Below are 21,695 nucleotides of genomic sequence, written 5' to 3' on the forward strand. Positions count from 1 at the left end.
CCGATTTTTTTTATGCTTTTCGAGTCGCAATTTGTCATGTAGAATAACAAATAGAAACTACTAAGGGGGGAAGCTGATTAAGCGTCCGCATGTCAAACAACATGAAAAATATTGAATTTGAAATACCAGCCTATTCAGACTGGCAAGATGCAGCAATCAAAGCTTTAAAAGGGAAACCATTTGAGTCACTATTCACAAAAACAATTGAAGGTGTTACACTACAGCCGCTTTACACGCAAGAAAGTTTAGTAGCTAAGCTTGGAGAAGAGCTTGATTTACAAGTTGCCACAATCCGTTCCCTACAAAATGATCAAGTATTTCAGGTGGCACAACAAATTCACGCTGATTCAAGCGAAGCTTTTTTTGCACAACTTGAGGATAGCTTGGCTCGAGGCAATGAAGTTATTACGATAGATAGCCGAGTGAGCTTTGCTTGGACAGAAGAAGTATTGGTCAAATTAGCATCATATTTCTCAGAATATTCGTTTAAAATTACTATTGAAAATTCAAAAGACCCGTTATTAGCAGTATTCGACAACATTCCAGTAGATCAACAAGAAGCCATTAAAGGTTACATTATTTCAAAAGACCCTATCACTTTGACTGCATTTCCGAACGTGCGCTCAGTCAGTGCAGACACAACGGTTTATCATAATGAAGGTGCTAACGCTGTCCAAGAATTAGCCTATGCACTTGCATTAGCAGCCAAATTTGCAGAACAAGAAGAAAGCTTTGAAGCGTTTTCGAAGAAATTTTTTGTATCTTTTGCCATTGATACACAATTCTTTACGGAGATTGCAAAACTACGTGCTTTTAAAGTACTTTGGAAAGCGTTCTCATCCGCTTATGGCGTAACAGATCATATCAAAATCCCTACTGTTGCTGAAACATCATTAAGAAGTTTTTCTAAATTAGATGTGTATGTGAACTTATTACGTTCTTCAAATGAAGCGCTTTCTGGTTTAATCGGTGGTGCTGATCTCTTTACAGTTCATCCACATGACGTGCTAACGAAGCCTACGGATCAATCCGTTCGTATCGCCCGTAATGTGTCATTAATTTTAAGAGAAGAAACAAATGTCTTAAAAGTAAAAGATCCAGCAGGGGGCTCTTACTTTATCGAGTCGTTAACAGCAGATTTTGTGAAAGAAGCATGGGCACTATTTTTAGACATCCAGGCAGCTGGCGGTATCGATGAATATACAGCCTCTGGCAAGCTTGCAGAAGAAGTGGAAGCATCCTATCAAAAACGCATCAAAGCTGCCCAAACACGTAAGCAATCATTAATTGGAACGAATATTTATGCCAATCCAGCTGATATTCTTGAACAGGATACAAATCCATTATTTGCTGATATTAAGCGTATCGCTGCTCCATTTGAGGATTTACGTGCAGACATGACAGCAGGAGATGTAAAAACAGGTATTTTAGCATTAGGATCATTAAAAAGCTCTAAACCACGCGCAGATTTTGTAGCGGGCTTCTTAAACACAGTGGGTCTTGAACCAGAAAAAAGTGAGCCAGTGACAACTGTAGAAGAGGCAGTAGCTTGGCTGAAGGCGACAGAGGCTAAGTATGTAGTGATTGCAGGCAATGATGATGATACAAAAGCATTTGTATCAGCTATTTTAGCTGAAAAACCAGCGAATGTGCTTATAGATGTGGCGGGCAAATTTAAAGACGAAGAAGAAGCTTGGTTAGCAAATGGCTTAAACGGCTTTATTTTCGCCGGACAAAACATCATTGAAAAATTACTGTCCGTGTTTGCGAGCATGAAGGAGGTCCAACGATGAGCAAGCCAAATTTTAATGCAGTAGAAATAGAAAAGGTGTTAACAGCTGAAGCACCTCAAGCGTCTGAAGATAAGTTCATGACTAATGAGGGAATTGAAATTAAAGATATTTACACAAAAGAAGATATTAAAGAGGCTAAACATCTAAATGATGTAGCAGGGATTGCACCCAATACACGTGGACCATACCCTACTATGTATGTAGCACGTCCATGGACGGTTCGCCAATACGCAGGTTTCTCGACTGCTGAAGAATCCAATGCCTTTTACAAACGAAATTTAGCAATGGGCCAAAAAGGTCTTTCTGTCGCGTTTGATTTAGCAACACATCGAGGCTATGACTCTGATCATCCACGTGTAACAGGGGATGTAGGAAAAGCAGGGGTTGCGATTGACTCAGTTGAGGATATGAAAATCCTTTTCGATCAAATCCCGTTAGACCAAATGTCTGTTTCAATGACAATGAATGGTGCGGTATTACCCGTTCTTGCATTCTATATTGTGGCAGCAGAGGAACAAGGGGTAACGCCAGATCAATTAGCAGGTACCATTCAAAATGATATTTTAAAAGAATACATGGTGCGTAATACATACATTTACCCACCAGCTATGTCAATGAAAATCATCGCAGATATTTTTGAATATACAGCGAAGTATATGCCGAAATTTAACTCTATTTCAATTTCTGGTTACCATATTCAAGAAGCAGGCGCAACAAATGACATTGAGCTTGCCTATACATTAGCAGATGGCTTGGAGTATGTACGAACAGGATTAAAAGCAGGTATTGATATTGATGCATTTGCGCCTCGCCTATCGTTCTTCTGGGCAATTGGTATGAACTATTACATGGAAGTTGCTAAAATGCGTGCAGCACGTCGTATTTGGGCACAAATGATGTCTACGTTTAATCCGAAAAATCCGAAGACATTAGCGCTGCGTACGCATTCCCAAACATCTGGCTGGTCATTAACTGAGCAAGATCCATTTAACAATGTTGCACGTACATTAATCGAAGCAAATGCTTCTTCTATGGGACATACGCAATCCCTTCATACAAATGCACTGGATGAAGCAATTGCCCTTCCAACTGATTTCTCTGCACGTATCGCGCGTAATACACAGTTATTTTTACAAGAAGAAACAGCGATGACAAAAGTCATTGATCCATGGGGTGGTTCGTACTACGTAGAGAAATTAACAGAAGAAATTACGAAATCTGCTTGGGCGTTAATCGAAGAGATAGAAGCGCTTGGTGGTATGGCTAAAGCGATTGAAACGGGCCTTCCAAAAATGAAGGTTGAGGAAGCCGCAGCAAAACGACAAGCAAAAATTGATTCTAAAACAGAAACGATTGTTGGCGTGAATAAGTATCGCTTAGCAAAAGAAGAGCCGATCGATATTTTAGATATCGATAATACAATTGTTCGTCAAAAACAAATTGAACGTTTAGAAGCGATGAAGGCAGCTCGTGATGAAGCGGAAGTTCAAAAGCATTTAGCTCGCTTAACAAAGGCTGCTCAAGATGGACAAGAAAACCTGCTAGCGGTGGCAGTGGATGCAGCGCGCGCTCGTGCTTCTTTAGGTGAAATATCTGATGCAATTGAAGCTGTTTCTGGTCGTCATAAAGCGGTCATTCGTTCGATCTCTGGTGTTTACTCTGCTAACTTCTCTGATGAGGAGCAAATTGCGGAAGTGAAACAAATGACAGAAGAATTCCTTGAAAATGAAGGTCGTCGTCCACGTATTTTAGTTGCTAAAATGGGACAAGATGGACATGACCGCGGCGCGAAGGTTGTCGCAACTGGTTATGCTGATTTAGGCTTTGACGTAGATATTTCACCACTATTTATGACGCCTGCTGAGGCAGCTCAAATGGCTGTTGAAAATGATGTTCATGTCATTGGCGTATCTTCACTAGCTGCAGGACATAAAACATTGGTGCCTGAATTGATAGCTGAGCTTGAAAAACTAGGTCGTGAAGATATTATCATTATTGTGGGTGGTGTTATACCAGCACAAGATTATGATTTCCTTTATAATGCCGGTGCAGTAGCTATTTTCGGACCAGGTACAGTGATTCCTGTATCCGCACAAAAAATTATTGAAGAAATCTACAAACGTTTAGGCTATGAGGAAGTGTCTGAATAATGGACAAAAATAAAGGAATGGAAGAAAGTGCGCTATTTGTCATGGACGGAGTAGAGGCGACTCACGACGGGATGCAATATGGTACACCCAAAAAGTTCCGAAAGAAAAAGGCAGACACTCTAAATGTAGGAGAGCTTGCACAACAAGTATGTGCGGGCTCTCGCACACATTTATCAAAAGCCATTACCCTCATTGAAAGTTCAAACGCTACCCATAAAGTACAGGCACAAGAACTATTGCAGGAGCTTCTTCCACATACAGGAAATAGTATCCGAATTGGCATAACAGGTGTGCCTGGGGCAGGAAAAAGCTCATTCATTGAGGCTTTCGGTACAATGCTGTGTGACATGGGGAAACGAGTTGCTGTTCTTGCCATTGATCCAAGTTCTTCTCTATCAGGAGGAAGTATACTTGGCGATAAAACGCGTATGGAGGAGCTCGTTAAGAAGCCTAGTGCATTTGTGCGTCCATCGCCATCGGCAGGTACCCTAGGGGGTGTTCACAAAAAAACACGGGAAACCATGTTAGTTTGTGAGGCAGCAGGCTATGATGTGATTTTAATTGAAACAGTTGGTGTCGGACAAAGTGAAACCTATGTCCGTGGCATGGTTGACTTCTTCCTGCTTCTTGTTTTAACAGGAGCGGGGGATGAATTGCAGGGCATGAAAAAAGGCATCATGGAATTAGCAGATGCAATTGTCGTGCATAAGGCGGATGGTGATAATGTTCGTCTGGCTAAAAAAACGGTTGCAGAGTATAAACAAATTTTGCACTTTTTACAGCCAGCTACACCTGGTTGGATGTCAACTGCCATGCCTGTTAGTTCACTAGAAAAACGAGGACTTGATAAGGTTTGGGAAACAATTGGGGAATTCAAGCAAATCGTAGAAGCAAATCACTATTGGGCTACCCGACGCCAACAACAAACAAAAGAGTGGTTCCAATCGATGATTACCGATCATTTAATTGATCTATTTTATGGAAACCCGCAACGTAAAGCACAAGTACAACAGCTTGAACGTCAAATTTTAAGTGGACAGTTGACAGTTACACAAGGTGTTGATCGTTTATTTAGCGAGGAGCAGGAAGACAAGTAAACGAGTCATATTGAAATCGTAGTAATTTCAACTGAAATGTGTTGAGCAAGTAGGTGCACAAATTGCTTGCAAACTGCTATGATAAGAGATGGATAAGCGTCAAAAACCTACTATATGAAATAGAACTAAATTGGCGCAAACTTGAAAGGAGCTATCGCTATATGAATATGGATTACGATTTATTTATGCAGGAAATTTTAAAAACAGCACGTGCTGAAATTGAGGCAGCTGGTTATGAACAACTAACAACACCAGAAGCCGTGGAAGAGGCGTTTGCTCGTCCAGGTACAACATTAGTAATGGTGAACTCAGTATGTGGTTGTGCGGGTGGAATCGCTCGTCCAGCAGCGGCACAATGCGTTCATTATGATAAACGTCCAGATCATTTAGTAACAGTGTTTGCAGGGCAAGATAAAGAAGCAACTGCAGCAGCACGTTACCATTTTGGAGAAGATCATTTACCTTCATCACCATCATTCGTTCTATTAAAAGACGGACAAGTTGTCGCAGAAGTTGGACGTTATGAAATTGAAGGGCATGACCCAATGTCAGTTGTAACAAATTTACAAGCAAACTTTGAAGAATATTGTGACGAGCTTTAAGTCCATTCTTGCATAAGAAAAATCATTTTCAATCAAGTAGAAAAGCCTAAATAGATCATGCTATCTATGTAGGCTTCCTACTGATCCTCATGTATAGCTAGTTTCATTATTGTTAAAATTTTTGTAATATTGGCTAAATAATTAGCTGAATGCGTGAAGAGTACTAAAGGATGGGAGGCAGTCGGCCTGAAGAAGTTTTCAATCGGCTATCGAACTTTAAAAACAGCAATTGGTGCGGCCATCGCCATTGCCATTGCACAGTATTTTGATTTAGCCTCATATGCATCTGCTGGGATTCTAACCATATTATGTGTGCAGCCAACAAAAAAGAAATCCATTTATGCAGCCTATACACGATTAGTTGCAAGTATTGTAGCAATGCTTTTTGCCTTTGTAAGCTTTGAGTTATTTGCTTACCATCCACTTACACTAGCAGGCATGCTTATATTCTTTATACCTACCATTGTATCTTTAAAGGTTGCGGATGGATTTATCTCCAGTGTCGTGATTATTATGCATATTTACGCTGCTGAAGGGTACTCATTGACACTTGTTTATAATGAATTAGCGTTGATGGCTATCGGTTATGGAACAGGGATTGCCATTAATATGTATATGCCAGACATTCAAAAGGAATTAAATTACTACAGAGTCAAAATAGAGGAGCTATATAGTAAGATTTTTTTAGAAATTGCCAGCTATTTACGGCAAGGAGATACGTTGTGGAACGGTCAAGAAATTATCGATGCTATCAAAGCACTAGAAGAGGCAAAATCATTGGCGTTTAAAGATGTTCAAAACCATTTTACAAGACGTAAAAATGATTACTATGTATATTTCGATATGCGAGAGCAGCAGCTAGAAATTATCGAAAGAGTGCTACCAAAAGTGACGACATTACCTGTTATAGTACAAGAGGCTGAAATTGTGGCAGATTTTTTACAAGACCTAGGTGAGCATGTTCATTCGGGGAATACGGCTAGTCATTACCGCGAAAAGCTCGAACATGTTAAGCGCGATTTTTCTCAGCTTCCTTTACCACAAAGCCATGAGCAATTTATCGCTCAGGCAGCCCTCTATCAGTTTATAGAGGAAATGGACAGGTATTTAGAAATAAAGCAGTCATTTAAAGGGTTAAAGGTTAAAAAAGAGCGCCCACAGTAGTGTGGACGCCTCGTGCTTTGCCTTAAATTATCATAGATAATCCGAATGCTAGAGATGAGATTAGCATAATGGCGATCATACTATAAATAACGACTTTTTGAAATTTTTTATTACTCATATGCTCGTTCGCTCCTTCTTTTCTTATAAATAGTTTAGCAAATCTGAAAAATTTCTCAAGTAGTAGAGTTTTGACAAAAAAGTCTGTAAAATAGAGTATGTACCATAACAGAAGGAGATGTCACCATGGAGAAAGTAGATCATATTGGGATTGCAGTGCGCGATCTTGATGAACGCATTACATATTATACAGAAACTTTAGGCTTAAAGTTGATGAAAGTGGAAGAAGTAGAATCTCAACAGGTTCGTGTGGCATTTATCGATGCAGGGAACGTGAAAATTGAGCTATTAGAACCAATGAGTGATAAAAGTGCCATCCATGGTTTTATTGAAAAACGTGGAGAAGGAATTCACCATGTTGCGTTTGGTGTGACGGGAATTCGTGAACGAATGGCAGAGCTTCGTGAAAAAGGTGTACGTCTCTTATCCGAAGAGCCAGGGCCAGGTGCTGGAGGGGCAGAGGTTGCGTTTATGCATCCTAAATCCTCATTTGGGGTGTTATATGAACTATGTGATAAAAGTGGAAAAGGGGATAAGTGATTAGTATGGATATGTTCGACAAAATCAATGACTTGTATGACCGTAAAACGGTAATTGAACTTGGTGGGGGCTATGAACGCATCGATAAGCAGCATGAGAAGGGGAAACTTACTGCTCGTGAGCGTATCGACTTGTTGCTAGACGAAGGTACATTTTTCGAAATCAACCCATTTATTACACACCGTACAGTAGACTTCGGCATGGAAAAAATGGAGGGACCTGGTGATGGTGTCGTAACTGGATTCGGTAAAATTAACGGACGTCCAGTATACTTATTCTCTCAAGATTTCACAGTGTTTGGTGGGGCGCTTGGTGAAATGCATGCGAAAAAAATGGCAACAGTGATGGATCTAGCTGCTAAAAATGGTACACCATTTATCGGCATCAATGACTCAGGCGGTGCACGTATTCAAGAGGGTGTTCTTTCATTAGATGGCTATGGTCATATCTTCTACCGAAATGCCATTTATTCTGGTGTGATCCCGCAAATCTCTGTGATTATGGGACCTTGTGCTGGTGGAGCTGTTTATTCTCCAGCTATTACTGACTTTATTCTAATGGTGGATAAAACATCTCAAATGTTCATTACAGGACCTAAAGTAATCGAAACGGTAACAGGAGAGAAAATTTCCGCTGAAGATTTAGGTGGTTCGAAAGTAAATAATGCGGTTAGTGGGAATGCTCATTTCCGTGCTCCTTCTGAAGAAGCAGCGATTGATGAAATTAAAAAACTATTAAGCTACTTACCACAAAACAATAAAGAAAAGGCACCTCGTCAAGCTAGACCTGAAGGGGATGACTACCGTCCAGAAATCGTGGATACAGTGCCGATTGAAACAACACGTCCATATGATGTACGTAAAGTTGTTGAGCAAGTAGTGGATGAAGGTTCGTTCATGGAAGTACATGCAGAGTTTGCTAAAAACGTAGTAGTTGGTTTTGCACGTATTGCTGGTGAATCAGTTGGACTTGTTTGTAACCAACCAAAAGTTCTTGCTGGTGGCTTAGATATCGATTCTTCTGATAAAGCAGCTCGTTTCATTCGTACTTGTGATGCATACAATATCCCAATCATTACATTTGAAGACGTTTCTGGCTTCTTCCCAGGTGTTAAACAAGAACATGGTGGTATTATTCGCCATGGTGCAAAAATTCTGTATGCTTATTCAGAAGCGACTGTTCCAAAAATTACAGTGATTTTACGTAAAGCATATGGAGGCGCTTACGTTGCCTTAAACTCTAAATCAATTGGTGCTGACCTTGTATTTGCATGGCCAAATGCTGAAATTGCTGTTATGGGTGCTGCTGGCGCAGCTAACATCATTTTTGCCCGTGAAATTGCAAAATCAGATGACCCTGAAGCAACTCGTGCAGCAAAAATCGAAGAATATAAAGAAAAATTTGCTAACCCATATGTTGCAGCATCTCGCGGTATGGTAGACGACGTAATTGATCCACGAGATACACGTATCAAGCTGATTCAAGGACTTGATATGCTGTCCAACAAACATGAAACACGTCCAGAGAAAAAGCACGGTAATATTCCTCTATAATAGTCGTACAAGCCTAGCAGCTCAAAAGTTGCTAGGTTTTTCATTGCCAAAAAGTGAAACATTTTTGTTTGTCATCCGTACTGATAGATAAGAGGAGTTGAGATGAATGGAATGGCAGCAATTACAAACAGAGCAAGAAAAGATTCATGCACAACTTAGAAAAGCATCTAGATTAAACGAACAAAATCAGTTAATTGAGGGACAAATTAAACATACACAACAGGAAATAGACAACCATACAACAGCACTCCAACAAATTCGATCCAAACTGGATAAATTGGATGGTTTCTCATTTATGAATATGATTCGTACGTGGACAGGGCAACAAGATGAACTGAGGGCAGAAAAAATTGATAAGGCGGCAGTACTTGAATTAAAGCTGAATGAAGCTAAGAAAATGCAAACAGATTTAGCAGAGGACAGCGTGCAGGTGATGAACCAGCTAGCCCAAATTGATGAAATAGCGTTACAGCAATCACTTCAACAGGTTTATCTTCAAAAGAAGGCGTACTTACAGATTCATGATGCTGCCCAAGCAGAGAGGCTAGAGCATTTAGCACTTGAGGAAATGCTAACAAAACAGCTCATCACTGAAATTAAAGAGGCGGAGGAAGCGGGAGAAGTAGCCCTTACAAGGCTTGGGCAAGCAGCTGCTTCCTTACATTCGGCAAATGGGTATTCCACATGGGATACGTTTTTGGGTGGTGGGCTGATTGCAACACACTTAAAGCATAATGCACTCGATCAGTCAGAAAACTATTTACACAGTGCTCAAATTGCGTTACAGCGTTTTCACAATGAATTATTGGATGTTCAAGAAATGTCTACGAAATCGTTGCATGTTGAAACAGATGGCTTTGTTAAGTTTGCAGACTACTTTTTTGATGATATTTTTTCAGCATGGTCTGTTCATTCTAAAATTTCAACAGCAAGGGAACAGGTCTCACGTGTTCAGGATGATGTACATAATACGATTTGGCGCTTACAGGATAAACATAAGAAAGCAGTCAACTACCTACAATCATTAGAAAAAGAAAAAGAGCTTATTTTCAATCACTAAGGAAAGTCTGAGTTGTTCTCAGACTTTTTATTTTGGTCGTATTGTTCAATGATTTCAACTCTTCTGACGTTGTGCTAAAATAATACGTATACTATAACGTGGAAAAACACGTAAACTAAGGGAGTTTTACAACATGACAAGTCGTTTAGTAGAAGAGTTTTTTGAGCTCGTACAAATTGATTCAGAAACAAAACATGAACAACTAATAGCACCCATTCTTGTAGAGAAGTTAACTGCACTTGGATTTTCAGTGATTCAAGACGATGCACATACGCGTAATGGACATGGGGCAGGTAATATTATTGCCACATTAAAAGGTACATTGGATGTGGAGCCAATCTATTTTACATCTCATATGGATACCGTTGTACCGGGAAAAGGCATCAAACCGTCTTTGCGTGAAGATGGCTATATCGTATCTGATGGTACGACGATTTTAGGTGCCGACGATAAAGCAGGATTAGCAGCTCTATTTGAGATGGTCAAACGTTTGAAAGAGCAAAATATTGCACATGGCGATATTGAATTTATTATTACGGCTGGTGAAGAAAGTGGCCTTGTTGGCGCTAAAGAGCTAGATCCAGCTAACATTAAAGCAAAATATGGCTTTGCGGTTGATAGCGATGGCAAAGTTGGTGGCATCGTGACAGCAGCACCATTCCAGGCGAAAATTTTTACAAAGATTATTGGAAAAACGGCACATGCGGGGGTTGCTCCTGAAAAGGGGATTTCTGCCATAACAGTCGCATCAAAATGCATTGCTCAAATGAAACTAGGCCGTTTAGATGAAGAAACGACAGCGAATATTGGGCGTTTTGAAGGTGGACAAGCAACAAATATTGTTTGTGACGAAGTGACAATCCTGGCAGAAGCACGTTCTATAGACAAAGCTAAATTGGATGCGCAAACAAAGCATATGCAAGATACGTTTGAACAAGTATCTGCTTCTTTAGGTGCACGGGCAGAGGTTGAAGTGAAGCTGATGTATCCAGGCTTCCGTGTAACGGAATCTGATAAAGTTGTTCAGGTAGCTATGGCTGCTGCACGCAATATTGATCGTACTCCGACACTAGGTATTTCTGGTGGAGGCTCAGATGCAAACGTCATCGCAGGCTTTGGCATTCCTACAGTTAATTTATCTGTTGGCTATGAGGATATTCATACAACGAATGAAAAGATACCAGTAGAAGAACTTGAAAAATTAGCAGATTTACTAGTAGAAATCGTCAAAGAATCGGCGAAAAATTAACAGTCGAGTAAGGATGTGTAACCCTATGGAAAGTGTCAAAGCAGTCGTTTTTGCTTGTGGGACAGAGGAATACGCCGTACCTGTGGAACAAGCGATTTCAATTGAAAAATTAGAGCATGTAACACCTATTCCTCATTTACCTAACTATCTTCTAGGCTTTACAAGAATTCGTGGTGAGCTTGTACCTGTTCTAGATTTTGAGCGCATACTGTATAACCGCTTATCTAATCCATCAACCGCACGTATCATTGTGTTGAATACTGATGTGGTTAATTATGGATTACTTGTTACAGAAGCACGAGAAATTCTTGATTTCGATGAATCAGTACTTCAGCAATTGGGCCTAGTCAATTATAGTAAAACACGCTATTTTACTGCGGTAGCTAATCTTGAAAACCGAATGATTACGTATGTTGATCCCAAAATACTTGTCAATTCATTAGACGGCATTCGTGAGATTATCAATTATTTACACAAAATGCTTGAAAATGAAAAGGAAAATGTAGAGTCTTAGACACTCTACGTTTTTTTTATGTTTGAATAGTAAATTTAACCTGTATTTTGTCGTTTTTACCTGATCATACATGTGACAATTATGCATTATACCTACAGATAAACCATTGCTAACCGCGTATGATAATGATTAAGAAAAAACTGAAAAAGGCAAACTTCACCGAAAGGGAGGGACGCAAAGCCATGAGTCTAAACACTATAATTTCAGTGCAAGATTGTCAGGTTGCCAGGTTCTGTTCTAGGAGCCGTGGCGAGTAGAATGGAGTTAGTTCGTATGAAGAGACAATTAAAAGTATGGACCGCACTAATCGTCATCATAATTAGTTCATTAGCTTTATCAAGTGGAAAGGTTGATGCAATGTCTATACAGGAAAAGGCTACGTGGCTGTGGGATACATCCCTCATCATGGATGACCAAGAAAAAATATTATTATTTTTAGAACATAACGATGTCAATAAAGTTTATCTGCAAATCGATCAAGGCATAGCGAGCAATGACTATAAGCATTTTATTAGTAACGCTTCTGACAAAGGTATTCGCATTTATGCATTGGATGGTGCTGCAAGCTGGGTTTCAGCTGAGGGTAGTCAAAGCCAAGACGAATTGTTTAATTGGTTACATATATATAATAAGAATTCAACTGAATCTGAGCAATTTTCTGGAGTGCACCTTGATGTAGAACCTTATTTAAATAGTGGATGGAGCTTACATCAAGCACAAACGATAGAATCCTATCAAACACTAATAATGAAAGCAAGTGAGAAAGCAAGTCAGTTACAACTTACTTTAGAAGTAGACATGCCATTTTGGTTTGATGAAGTTCAGTATAATAACGAATTTGGAAAAGGGTTATTAGCTGATTGGGTCATTGACCATGTGGATAGTGTGACGATCATGGCCTATCGTGATGCTGCAAAAGATATTATCTCTATTGTAGAACATGAAATCGCTTATGCTTCCACTGTGAATAAATCAATTGTAATTGGTGTAGAAACAGGCGCTTCAGAGGAAGGGGAAAATATTACTTTTTATGATAATGGAGAAGCCTTTATGAATGAACAGCTTATACTTGTTCAGCAACATTTTTCAAATAACGATGCTTTTCATGGAGTAGCCATTCATTATGTGGAGAATTGGATGACCATGCGTCCATAAAAAAAGTCCTTCCAGTGTAAAACTGGAAGGGCTTTTCTATTGCTATTAAGACAGACGACCACTGTAGTCTTCAAATTTAAACTCACGGATCACTTTAATGCCTTCTTCATCGTTATACGAAACGATAGATGGTAAGTTGACACCGTTAAACATATGGTTTTTCACCATTGAATAATGAGCCATATCTGTGAATACAAGACGATCACCTGGTTTTAATGGCTGTTCAAACGAATAATCACCAATCACATCACCAGCTAGACATGTTAGTCCGCCTAAGCGATATGTGTGTGCTAATTCATTTGCTTGTCCAGAACCAATAATCATTGGACGGTAAGGCATTTCAAGTACATCAGGCATGTGACATGTTGCTGATGTATCTAAAATAGCAAGATCCATCCCATTTTCTTGAATATCAAGCACTGTTGCTACTAAGTAGCCTGTATTAAGGGCTACTGCTTCACCAGGCTCAAGATAAACAAGCAGGTTATACTTTTCTTGAATATAATTAATGATGTTCACAAGTTTTTCTACATCATAATCATCACGCGTAATATGGTGACCGCCACCGAAGTTTAACCATTTCATTTGGTGTAACACATCACCAAATTTTTCCTCAACTACTTCAATAATACGCTCTAATGTATCAGAATTTTGTTCACACATCGCATGGAAGTGTAAGCCATCAATACCGTCAAGCTGTGATTTATCAAAGTTAGCTAATGTTGTACCAAGGCGAGAGTTTGTGTAGCAAGGATCATAAAGGGCTGTTTCAATTTCAGAGTACTCAGGATTCACACGAATACCACATTCAATTGTTTTACCAGCAGATTTTACTCTGTCCTTGTACTGTGCCCATTGGTTAAATGAGTTAAAGACGATATGATCCACATAGCCTAGAAGCTCGTCCATTTCATGCTCAATATAAGCAGGAGCATAAACATGCACTTCCTTGCCCATTTTTTCATAGCCAAGTCGTGCCTCATGCAGTGAGCTTGCTGTAATGCCTGCTAAATATTCCCCGACTAAAGGGAATGTTGAATGCATTGAGAAGCCTTTAAGGGCTAATAAAATGCGGCAGCCTGTACGCTCTTGAATTGATTTTAAAAGCTCAAGATTCTTTGTTAATAATCGCTCATCCACTACATAGGAAGGGGATGGAACTTTTGAAAAATCAATTGGTTTCATCGGCTTATTTCCTTTGCATCTAAATCAAGGTCTAATAATTCTGGGTTATGGCTTTCTTGCCATGGTAGGCCCCATTTATTTAGTGCATCCATGAATGGATCTGGATTGAAATCTTCCACATTCCATACACCTGGTTTACGCCATTCACCGTTCATCACAAGCATTGCACCGATCATAGCTGGAACGCCAGTTGTGTATGAAATCGCTTGTGAACCAACCTCGTTGTAGCACTCTTCGTGGTCACATACATTGTACACATAGTACGTTTTTTCTTTGCCATCTTTTAGACCGCGAATGATACAACCGATGTTTGTTTTACCTTTTGTACGTGGTCCAAGTGAAGCTGGGTCTGGTAATACCGCTTTAAGGAAGTGGATTGGTTGAATCATTTGTCCTTCAAATTCGATTGGCTCAATTGATGTCATACCTACGTTTTCTAATACTTTTAAGTGTGTTAAGTATTTTTCAGAGAACGTCATCCAGAAGCGGATTTGTTTTAAACCTTTGATATTTTTTGCAAGTGATTCAAGCTCTTCATGGTATAGAAGGTAAATATCTTTTGGTCCGATTTCAGGTAGGTTATACACTTCTTTTTTCTCAAGTGGTGCTGTTTCAATCCACTCGCCTTCTTTCCAGTAACGACCATTCGCTGTAATTTCACGAATGTTAATTTCTGGGTTGAAGTTTGTTGCGAAATGATAACCATGATCTCCCGCATTGGCATCCACGATATCGATATAGTGGATTTCATCAAATTCATGTTTTTGTGCATGAGCTGTGAAAACGCCTGTTACACCTGGGTCAAAACCGCTTCCAAGTAATGCAGTTAAGCCAGCTTTTTCAAACTTCTCTTTATAAGCCCATTGCCATTTATATTCAAATTTTGCCGTTTCAGGTGGCTCGTAGTTTGCAGTATCCACATAGTGCACACCTGTCGCTAAGCAAGCATCCATAATCGTTAAGTCCTGATAAGGTAGGGCTACGTTAATCACTACATCTGGGCCGAAAGCTTTAATAAGCTCAATCACCTCTTCTGTATTGTCCGCGTCTACCTGTGCAGTATGAATTTTTGTTTTTCCGCCGTCTAGTTTTTCTTTTAGAGCGTCACATTTTGAAACAGTTCTACTTGCGATACAAATTTCCTCAAATACGTCCGAATTTTGAACACACTTGTGTACCACAACACTGGCAACACCGCCAGCTCCGATAATCAATGCTTTACCCAATTGTCTACCCCCAAGTTCATATAAAGTATTGTCAAACAAGCTGATTATACAGAAAATTGATATACTACTCAATCATTGTTTTAAAATTTTCTACAAAAAATTTTATTTTTCTACAACAATTAGACGTATACGGAGGGGAATGCCTCGGAAAAGAAGGGAATCGTGAATAAATCTAAGAAGCCATATTTGAAATAGCTGTTGTATAGACCCACATAATTTGTAAGGTTTAATCTCCATTCTTCCTACACTCTAGTATCTCTTCCGATTTGCTTTTTGATCCACGCTACTAAATCATTTCTACCGACCTTTACATAAAAAAATCCCTTGCATATAGAAAGGGAAGGAACCACAATAAACTTGCTACCTTTATCTTTGTAATGGCAAATGAGACATATTATTTCAGAAAACGATTGGATACTTGTTGTTTTTCTTCCCCCCATATATAGAAGAAAACCACAAGCAAAGTACTAAAAAAACCCATCACAAGAGCATACGTACTGAGGGCTACTCCCACTTGACTTTGCATGGCATAAATAAAAATGGCCCCTATTGTTAACAAGTTCCCTGTAACAATCGATACTAGATGAAAGCGTTTATTCATAGCAAGCCCTCCTATTAGATGAATTGGTAATGCTCAGGATTTAAGATAATTAACTTCAATTATCGCACAATTCAGAACTTTTTCCAATGTTTTTATCTTACTAGAATAATTAAAGATGCTTTTTTAATACATCTTTTTGTAGTATGATGAAACACAAAAGGAATATTCATAGATTATTACAAGAAAGGGGAGAGGATGGATCGTGAAATTACGCAATTCATTAACTTTTCAACTTGGGACGATTATCGCTGGTATTTTAGTGGTGATGCTAGGGATTACTTCGTTCGCTACATACATAACTGCTTACAATAAACTTTATGATGCTGCTGGTGTTGAGGCCTATGGCTGTGCCAATATTACGACAGGTTTGATCAATCCGCAACAATTGGACAAGGCCCTTCAAGGCGACAAGGCTGTACAGGAAAGCATCGGGAACGATTTAAACTGGACAACCGGTCATAAAGATATTTTCCAAACACAATATATATTATCATTGGATGGCACATTAATAGCGCTTGATGATCATTTGGCTGAGAAAGGCTATGCACCTGGTGATCAATTTTATTTAGACAAAGAAGCTATTGATATGTTGCTTACACATAAGCATCCGACATACTCACAGCCCTATACCTTTGCAGGGATGGACCGTTTATCTGGCTATGCCCCTATTTTTAAAGACCATGATTCCAGTAAAGAAATTATTGCCATTAGTGTCATTGACTTTGATGCCAATATTGTTAAGGAGCGAACATGGGATGTTGTACGAAATGGGATTTTAATTAGTATTTTCCCTATGCTAATTGCTTCCATCATTACAGGCTTTTTAATCCGTCGTAAAGTAAGACCGATTAGTGTGCTGATTCAGCAGGCGAAAGAAATTGCCAATGGTAATTTAGCTGTACCTGAAACAAAAATTAACAGTAAAGATGAAGTAGCGGATTTAGCGAACACATTAAATCGAATGACAGCCAATTTACAAAATATGATTATGACGATGCGTTCCACTTCTAATACGCTAACAAACAACGCGGATGAAACCGCTTCCACCTTGAACGATATGAGCAATACCATTCAAGGTGTCGCCAATAATATCGAAGAGGTAACAAGTGCCGTAACGGCAGGGATGCACCATGCTGAAAATGCGACAGATGTTCTTACTTCTTTAGCACAGGATCTTCAATTGATTCAAAGTAATGCCAATAACAGTGCTGATAATGCTCGACAAACAATGGCATTAGCAACAGAGGGTGAGCGACTAGCAAAAGATATAAGCAATGATATGGCATTAATTCACAGCGGATCAGGTGAGGTACGACAAACAGTAGAAAACTTGGTTGCATCTGCAACAAAAATTCAAACGATTACTACGTCTATTGCGAACATCGCATCACAAACAAATTTGCTAGCACTAAATGCTTCCATTGAAGCGGCTAGAGCAGGGGAGCAAGGCAAAGGCTTTGCTATTGTCGCTGAGGAAGTACGGAAGCTTGCTGAACAATCTAATCAAGAGGTATTGCAAGTTGAACAGCTTATTCAGGATATAATGAAGCATGTTCAGCAGGTCATGTCATCTACGAATGATAATACGCAATATATTGAAAAAGGAACAGAGACAGTGCGTCTAACAGCACAATCTTTAGGAAATATTTCGACAGCAGTGGCTACAACAGTAGAAGAAATGATTACCATTTCTAATGCTATGACCGCTGAAAACGAAAAATCTGCACGTATAGTGCAAATGATTCAACAATTAACAGAATCTATTCGTGATATAGAAGAAACGATGAATATGATTACCGTCGCAGCACAGCAAACAACTGCAAGCATTGATGAGGTGGCACAAGGCTCTAATGAAACAAATCATATGGCACACACACTCGAACAGCATGTAAAAGCGTTTAAATTAAAAGAATAATAAAAAGATTGGGACATGTTGGCTTTTGCTTATACTTCTTAAATGGTAAACTAGCAATAAGATTTTTCTTTTGCGAAGGTGAGGATTTTAATGGTGGTAAATCAAATGAACGAGCAAGTACAACAAGTCAATGACCTATTTTTGAGTGGTCAAGTAAAGGAAAGTTATCAACTAGCTAAAGAAATATTGGGCAATGATACAGCAATCGCAGAAGAGGCCTATCAAGTCATTCAGCAGCATGTGGCAATGCTAGAGGCAAATGGGTATGCAAATATGCCTCAGCCTACTGACGACAAAGTAAAGCAAAGTGTGGAACGTACAGATGGCTCGTATCCAGAACGAGATGTTCTTGCAGCTTATATAGGTAGTCAGGATGATGAGCAATTTGGTAAAGTGGTCGATGAGCTTTTAGCAGGGCCTATAGAGGCGCAGGCTAACGCCTATTATACAATGGCGGAATATTATGTCCTTGCAAAAGAACAGGACAAGGCATCAGTGCAGTATGCGGAGGCAATCAAATTGCAGCCCAATAAGGCATTGTATTGGGGAGCATTTGCACAGTTTTTAAATCGTCACGAAGGTAGCCCTTATTTGGCATTAAGACTGATTGAAGAAGCAATTCTCCTAGATGGAATGAATCCTCGTTGGCACTATATACAAGGTAATATATTTTTCCAGCTAGTAGCAGCGACAAAAAATTTAAGCTATTTACCTGCCTTGGAAGAAGCATGGGAGAAAGCTAAAAAACGTTGTACAGCTAAGCAAGTCACATTGAAATTGGATTTGGAGAAGTCAAAAGATTTGTTAGCGCAATGGAAAAAGCAAATGCTCTAACAGGTAAAAAGACATGAAACTATTAATAATTATTTCCTTTCAAGTATAATTATGCTATAGTGAAACCCTAAACGGACGTATGAAGCTTATCGATGACATGAAAGAAGTGTTTTTTTGAGTTTATATGTAGCGTATGTATTGGTAGGACTTGCCATTGCCATGCCTGTAGGAGCTATTACTGTAGAAATGACAAAGCAAGGACTCAAAAATGGTTTTATGCACGGCTGGGCAGTTGGGCTTGGTGGCATGACCATTGATATTGTATTGGTTTTTGCTTTGTATATGGGACTAGCCTCCATCTTGGCTATGCCTTTAATTCAACTACCTATGTGGATTATTGGAGCGGGCTTTTTATTCTTGTTAGGCTATGATTCTATCAAGAACGCTGACCATGATATTACATTGGCAGGAGAAAAAGTAACCAAATCGTTTTTTGCCTCTTATTTTAACGGCTTACTAGTGGCTGTTTCGCCAGGTAATCTTGTTTTTTGGGTCAACGTATTTGGTGTAGTGCTAGCAAAATCATATGGACAAGGGGAATCATCGAGCTTTTTAATTATTGCTGCTGGTGTATTAAGTGGAATTTTACTCCACGATATCGGTTTGCTCACCATTGTCTCGGTTACTCGTAAAGCTATGAATCGGAAGATGATTCGGACATTTACAATTGTCGCAGGCTTCTTATTAATTGGTTTTGCTTGTTATTTTATCTATGAATTTATACAAGGAATTAAGATTTATATATGAAAAGTGCGATCCCTAAAGATCGCACTTTTTTTATTGCGCAATAGCCTCAGTATGCTCTTTTATACAGGCTAAAATTTCTTCTGCTACTTCATGCGCTAATGCTAGTTCTGAAGTAAAGCCAACACAAGAACAATTCATCTCACCTAAAATATAGCAATCTTCTCCGACTTCATTGGTGTCTAGCATAAAGTCAGCCGTCCAGATTAGCGGTAAATCATAATTGCCTAGTAGGTTTGTTACTTGAGGGAGCTGCTTTAAAAAGTTTTGTACCAGCTCTTGCCAGTCTTCAGGTTTGTCATAGCGGTATTGAGCGCCAGAGAATAGAGTTGCACTAAAGGCATCCTCGGTAGCAGCTGGTTTTTTATGTACGACGTGTACGGGATGATCGCGCAACATGAATAAGCGGATTTCGCCTTCTGTAATCCTTGGAAGAAAGCGCATATCGATTAACATACCATTCGTTCCTGTAATATACTGCTCACAAAATGTCATAAAGTCGCCAAGCTGCCAATATTCTACATGATTATCTTTTGCTTCAGTACATTTAATTTGTGCATCAAGTGGCACTTCAGTGATACCCTCTGCTAGCGGTTCCACCAATTTTACACGCCAAATACCTTCTCCAGTTGAACCACGATTTTGCTTCAAAACACGCTCTGTTAAGGCTAAGGAAGTAGGGAATTGTGTTTTAAATGCTTCGATTGTGTAGTAGGCAAATGTATCGTCAGGTACTAAATTTGTTGTCGTCAGTTTTGATAATACATCTTTTGAGCCATAGCTAATCATCGCGTCTGGATGGGGCATTCCTATAACGCCAGCTTGGCATAGCTCTCGTAGCATAGCAAAGTACTCTTCCTCATGCTGTAAGTTGCCTGGGTTAATGCGAGATACATAGGCAACACCATGTTCCTTCACGTAGTGAAAGATTTCCTGCTTTTTTGTGATATCAAAGAAGAGTACCTCTGCATCCTGTCCACGTTGCTTTAGCGCTTCCACCATTGGCATTGTATCTGGGCGATAGCCATCTGGCCCTTTATCTGTGCCGCCTTCCACCTCGAAAAAAATAACTTTTTTATCCATAAAATACCTCCTTATATCTGTTATTATGTTCAGTATAGTAGACAAATAAGGAGAAAAGATAGATGAAATATGTAAATTTTATGTATAAATTCATATATTACTATCTCAGTAATAGGAGGTATTGACTATTAAAATCATAAATCTCTTAATTTTCTGTTTTCAAGGCTGCTTTTTCTGAAATACTGTGAGATATAAAATCATAAGTAGAATTAGCAATGTACCAATAAACTGATAGCCGCCAAAAGCAATTTTTAACCACCAAACACTTGTGATGACAGCCATTAATGGTTCAAGACTACCTAGTAGGCTCGACTCCTTTGGTGAAAGATAGTGCAAGCTAGCAATATAAAACCAAAAAGCGAGCATTGTCCCAAAAATAACAATAAAGAGAAAATAGGCAGTGGTTGAAAACGTCCAATCTGATAGATCGATAGCCCATGGTGGGTGAGCTATACTCATTACTATACCGCCGATGATCATCGACCAGCCGACAACTAATAATGAATGGAATTGCTGTAAAAGTGGAACGGCATAAATGGTATAAAATGCAACAGAGAGACCAGATAAGATACCCCACAACACAGCCATAAAAGGAACGGACAATGTTGAAAAAGAACCGTTTGTTAATAATAAAAAGGTCCCCACAAGTGTAAGTGACACAGCTATACCATCCTGCTTTGTCAATGGACTTTGCCTCGTTAGAAAATAATAAGCCATGATAAACAGTGGTGCTAAATATTGCAATAATGTGGCGACAGCTGAGTTACCAATAGCGATTGACATCATATAGGTGTATTGGACAGCAAGCATGCCGAGTAAGCTAAATAAAATTTGTCTAAAAGCATTTTGCTTTGTGCGCCACATGACGAAAATGGATTCATGCCGATGGGTTATTTTATAAATAGCTATTAGTAACAGACCTGCTAAAAGTAAACGACTAGAAACAAGCCAGCCGACCTCTAAATTGTCTTGCTGAAATAGTCGTTGGGCAACGGTCCCTCCGATTCCCCAGAAACTTGCTCCAAGAATAACTAGTAGAAAGCCCAGTGTACGTTTATTTTGGATAATTTGATTCATCTGTTTACATCTCCTAAACTATCAATATAAGATGAT

20 protein-coding genes and 1 riboswitch are annotated in these 21,695 nt (G+C 39.3%); of the genes, 14 read left to right on the top strand and 6 right to left on the bottom strand.

Annotated features, from left to right (window positions below; all coding sequences use genetic code 11):
* The first annotated feature begins 89 nt into the window (after nt 1-89).
* The 5 genes from V1L66_RS08910 (at nt 90) to V1L66_RS08930 (ending at nt 6,806) form a co-directional block, all read left to right on the top strand.
* Complete coding sequence (locus tag V1L66_RS08910; protein WP_333005227.1) at nt 90-1,793, top strand: methylmalonyl-CoA mutase family protein; 1,704 nt, start codon at nt 90-92, stop codon at nt 1,791-1,793.
* Entirely contained in the window at nt 1,790-3,943 is a 2,154-nt protein-coding gene (gene scpA / locus V1L66_RS08915; protein WP_333005226.1) for a methylmalonyl-CoA mutase, read from the top strand. Before V1L66_RS08910 ends, scpA begins: the two co-directional genes overlap by 4 nt.
* Nucleotides 3,943-5,040 carry a methylmalonyl Co-A mutase-associated GTPase MeaB gene (gene meaB / locus V1L66_RS08920; protein WP_333005225.1) on the top strand — a complete coding sequence of 366 codons (1,098 nt, stop codon included), beginning with the start codon at nt 3,943-3,945 and terminating at the stop codon, nt 5,038-5,040. Before scpA ends, meaB begins: the two co-directional genes overlap by 1 nt.
* Before the next feature lie 161 nt (nt 5,041-5,201).
* A complete protein-coding gene (locus V1L66_RS08925) occupies nt 5,202-5,642 on the top strand; it encodes a BrxA/BrxB family bacilliredoxin (protein ID WP_004231203.1) in 441 nt (146 codons plus the stop codon).
* A gap of 153 nt (nt 5,643-5,795) precedes the next feature.
* A complete protein-coding gene (locus tag V1L66_RS08930; RefSeq protein ID WP_333005223.1) occupies nt 5,796-6,806 on the top strand; it encodes an aromatic acid exporter family protein in 1,011 nt (336 codons plus the stop codon).
* Nucleotides 6,807-6,828: 22 nt separating this feature from the next.
* On the opposite strand, the gene prli42 is transcribed toward V1L66_RS08930, so the two are convergent.
* Nucleotides 6,829-6,924 carry a stressosome-associated protein Prli42 gene (gene prli42 / locus V1L66_RS08935; RefSeq protein ID WP_009370219.1) on the bottom strand — a complete coding sequence of 32 codons (96 nt, stop codon included), beginning with the start codon at nt 6,922-6,924 and terminating at the stop codon, nt 6,829-6,831.
* 125 nt (nt 6,925-7,049) lie between these two features.
* Here prli42 and mce point away from each other — a divergent pair, with 125 nt between their 5' ends.
* The 6 genes from mce (at nt 7,050) to V1L66_RS08965 (ending at nt 12,994) form a co-directional block, all read left to right on the top strand.
* Nucleotides 7,050-7,463 (top strand): methylmalonyl-CoA epimerase, encoded by a 414-nt coding sequence (gene mce / locus V1L66_RS08940; RefSeq protein WP_004231207.1) that lies wholly within the window; start codon nt 7,050-7,052, stop codon nt 7,461-7,463.
* A gap of 5 nt (nt 7,464-7,468) precedes the next feature.
* Nucleotides 7,469-9,016, top strand: a complete 1,548-nt coding sequence (locus tag V1L66_RS08945; RefSeq protein ID WP_016993877.1) for an acyl-CoA carboxylase subunit beta — start codon at nt 7,469-7,471, stop codon at nt 9,014-9,016.
* Nucleotides 9,017-9,122: 106 nt separating this feature from the next.
* Nucleotides 9,123-10,076 carry a hypothetical protein gene (locus V1L66_RS08950; RefSeq protein ID WP_333005218.1) on the top strand — a complete coding sequence of 318 codons (954 nt, stop codon included), beginning with the start codon at nt 9,123-9,125 and terminating at the stop codon, nt 10,074-10,076.
* A 133-nt stretch (nt 10,077-10,209) separates the two neighbouring features.
* Nucleotides 10,210-11,325 carry a M20/M25/M40 family metallo-hydrolase gene (locus tag V1L66_RS08955; RefSeq protein ID WP_036076594.1) on the top strand — a complete coding sequence of 372 codons (1,116 nt, stop codon included), beginning with the start codon at nt 10,210-10,212 and terminating at the stop codon, nt 11,323-11,325.
* A gap of 25 nt (nt 11,326-11,350) precedes the next feature.
* On the top strand, nt 11,351-11,839 hold the full coding sequence (locus V1L66_RS08960) for a chemotaxis protein CheW (protein WP_333005216.1): 489 nt from the start codon (nt 11,351-11,353) through the stop codon (nt 11,837-11,839).
* A 138-nt stretch (nt 11,840-11,977) separates the two neighbouring features.
* A riboswitch (cyclic di-GMP riboswitch) is annotated at nt 11,978-12,069 on the top strand.
* Nucleotides 12,070-12,112: 43 nt separating this feature from the next.
* On the top strand, nt 12,113-12,994 hold the full coding sequence (locus tag V1L66_RS08965; RefSeq protein WP_333005215.1) for an amidase: 882 nt from the start codon (nt 12,113-12,115) through the stop codon (nt 12,992-12,994).
* Between the two features lie 45 nt (nt 12,995-13,039).
* Here the strand turns inward: V1L66_RS08965 and nspC are convergent, their stop codons facing one another.
* The 3 genes from nspC to V1L66_RS08980 form a co-directional block, all read right to left on the bottom strand.
* Entirely contained in the window at nt 13,040-14,179 is a 1,140-nt protein-coding gene (gene nspC / locus V1L66_RS08970; protein ID WP_016993872.1) for a carboxynorspermidine decarboxylase, read from the bottom strand.
* The gene (locus V1L66_RS08975; protein ID WP_036076596.1) at nt 14,176-15,405 is read right to left on the bottom strand and encodes a saccharopine dehydrogenase family protein; all 1,230 of its coding nucleotides are present in this window, start codon (nt 15,403-15,405) and stop codon (nt 14,176-14,178) included. Before V1L66_RS08975 ends, nspC begins: the two co-directional genes overlap by 4 nt.
* Before the next feature lie 394 nt (nt 15,406-15,799).
* Nucleotides 15,800-16,006 carry a hypothetical protein gene (locus V1L66_RS08980; RefSeq protein WP_004231223.1) on the bottom strand — a complete coding sequence of 69 codons (207 nt, stop codon included), beginning with the start codon at nt 16,004-16,006 and terminating at the stop codon, nt 15,800-15,802.
* Nucleotides 16,007-16,208: 202 nt separating this feature from the next.
* Here V1L66_RS08980 and V1L66_RS08985 point away from each other — a divergent pair, with 202 nt between their 5' ends.
* From V1L66_RS08985 to V1L66_RS08995, 3 genes are all read left to right on the top strand, one after another.
* Nucleotides 16,209-17,921 (top strand): methyl-accepting chemotaxis protein, encoded by a 1,713-nt coding sequence (locus V1L66_RS08985; protein ID WP_258859916.1) that lies wholly within the window; start codon nt 16,209-16,211, stop codon nt 17,919-17,921.
* A gap of 105 nt (nt 17,922-18,026) precedes the next feature.
* Nucleotides 18,027-18,755, top strand: coding sequence for a hypothetical protein (locus V1L66_RS08990; RefSeq protein WP_333005213.1), 729 nt, complete (start codon nt 18,027-18,029; stop codon nt 18,753-18,755).
* 114 nt (nt 18,756-18,869) lie between these two features.
* Nucleotides 18,870-19,502: a LysE family translocator gene (locus V1L66_RS08995; RefSeq protein WP_016993869.1), complete on the top strand. Its 633-nt coding sequence runs from the start codon at nt 18,870-18,872 to the stop codon at nt 19,500-19,502.
* 30 nt (nt 19,503-19,532) lie between these two features.
* Here the strand turns inward: V1L66_RS08995 and V1L66_RS09000 are convergent, their stop codons facing one another.
* Both V1L66_RS09000 and V1L66_RS09005 read right to left on the bottom strand, forming a co-directional pair.
* A complete protein-coding gene (locus V1L66_RS09000) occupies nt 19,533-20,582 on the bottom strand; it encodes a Cj0069 family protein (RefSeq protein WP_258859918.1) in 1,050 nt (349 codons plus the stop codon).
* Nucleotides 20,583-20,741: 159 nt separating this feature from the next.
* Nucleotides 20,742-21,659 (bottom strand): DMT family transporter, encoded by a 918-nt coding sequence (locus V1L66_RS09005; RefSeq protein WP_258859919.1) that lies wholly within the window; start codon nt 21,657-21,659, stop codon nt 20,742-20,744.
* Between the last annotated feature and the right edge of the window lie 36 nt (nt 21,660-21,695).

Source organism: Lysinibacillus sp. IITD104 (assembly GCF_036698265.2).
Classification (GTDB): domain Bacteria; phylum Bacillota; class Bacilli; order Bacillales_A; family Planococcaceae; genus Lysinibacillus; species Lysinibacillus boronitolerans.

Bases quoted from the DNA above. Each gene is read 5' to 3' on its own strand.
- V1L66_RS08910 (WP_333005227.1), top strand. From the start codon at position 90: ATGTCAAACAACATGAAAAATATTGAATTTGAAATACCAGCCTATTCA.
- scpA (WP_333005226.1), top strand. From the start codon at position 1,790: ATGAGCAAGCCAAATTTTAATGCAGTAGAAATAGAAAAGGTGTTAACA.
- meaB (WP_333005225.1), top strand. From the start codon at position 3,943: ATGGACAAAAATAAAGGAATGGAAGAAAGTGCGCTATTTGTCATGGAC.
- V1L66_RS08925 (WP_004231203.1), top strand. From the start codon at position 5,202: ATGAATATGGATTACGATTTATTTATGCAGGAAATTTTAAAAACAGCA.
- prli42 (WP_009370219.1), bottom strand. From the start codon at position 6,924: ATGAGTAATAAAAAATTTCAAAAAGTCGTTATTTATAGTATGATCGCC.
- mce (WP_004231207.1), top strand. From the start codon at position 7,050: ATGGAGAAAGTAGATCATATTGGGATTGCAGTGCGCGATCTTGATGAA.
- V1L66_RS08945 (WP_016993877.1), top strand. From the start codon at position 7,469: ATGGATATGTTCGACAAAATCAATGACTTGTATGACCGTAAAACGGTA.
- V1L66_RS08950 (WP_333005218.1), top strand. From the start codon at position 9,123: ATGGAATGGCAGCAATTACAAACAGAGCAAGAAAAGATTCATGCACAA.
- V1L66_RS08955 (WP_036076594.1), top strand. From the start codon at position 10,210: ATGACAAGTCGTTTAGTAGAAGAGTTTTTTGAGCTCGTACAAATTGAT.
- V1L66_RS08960 (WP_333005216.1), top strand. From the start codon at position 11,351: ATGGAAAGTGTCAAAGCAGTCGTTTTTGCTTGTGGGACAGAGGAATAC.
- V1L66_RS08965 (WP_333005215.1), top strand. From the start codon at position 12,113: ATGAAGAGACAATTAAAAGTATGGACCGCACTAATCGTCATCATAATT.
- nspC (WP_016993872.1), bottom strand. From the start codon at position 14,179: ATGAAACCAATTGATTTTTCAAAAGTTCCATCCCCTTCCTATGTAGTG.
- V1L66_RS08980 (WP_004231223.1), bottom strand. From the start codon at position 16,006: ATGAATAAACGCTTTCATCTAGTATCGATTGTTACAGGGAACTTGTTA.
- V1L66_RS08990 (WP_333005213.1), top strand. From the start codon at position 18,027: ATGAACGAGCAAGTACAACAAGTCAATGACCTATTTTTGAGTGGTCAA.
- V1L66_RS09000 (WP_258859918.1), bottom strand. From the start codon at position 20,582: ATGGATAAAAAAGTTATTTTTTTCGAGGTGGAAGGCGGCACAGATAAA.
- V1L66_RS09005 (WP_258859919.1), bottom strand. From the start codon at position 21,659: ATGAATCAAATTATCCAAAATAAACGTACACTGGGCTTTCTACTAGTT.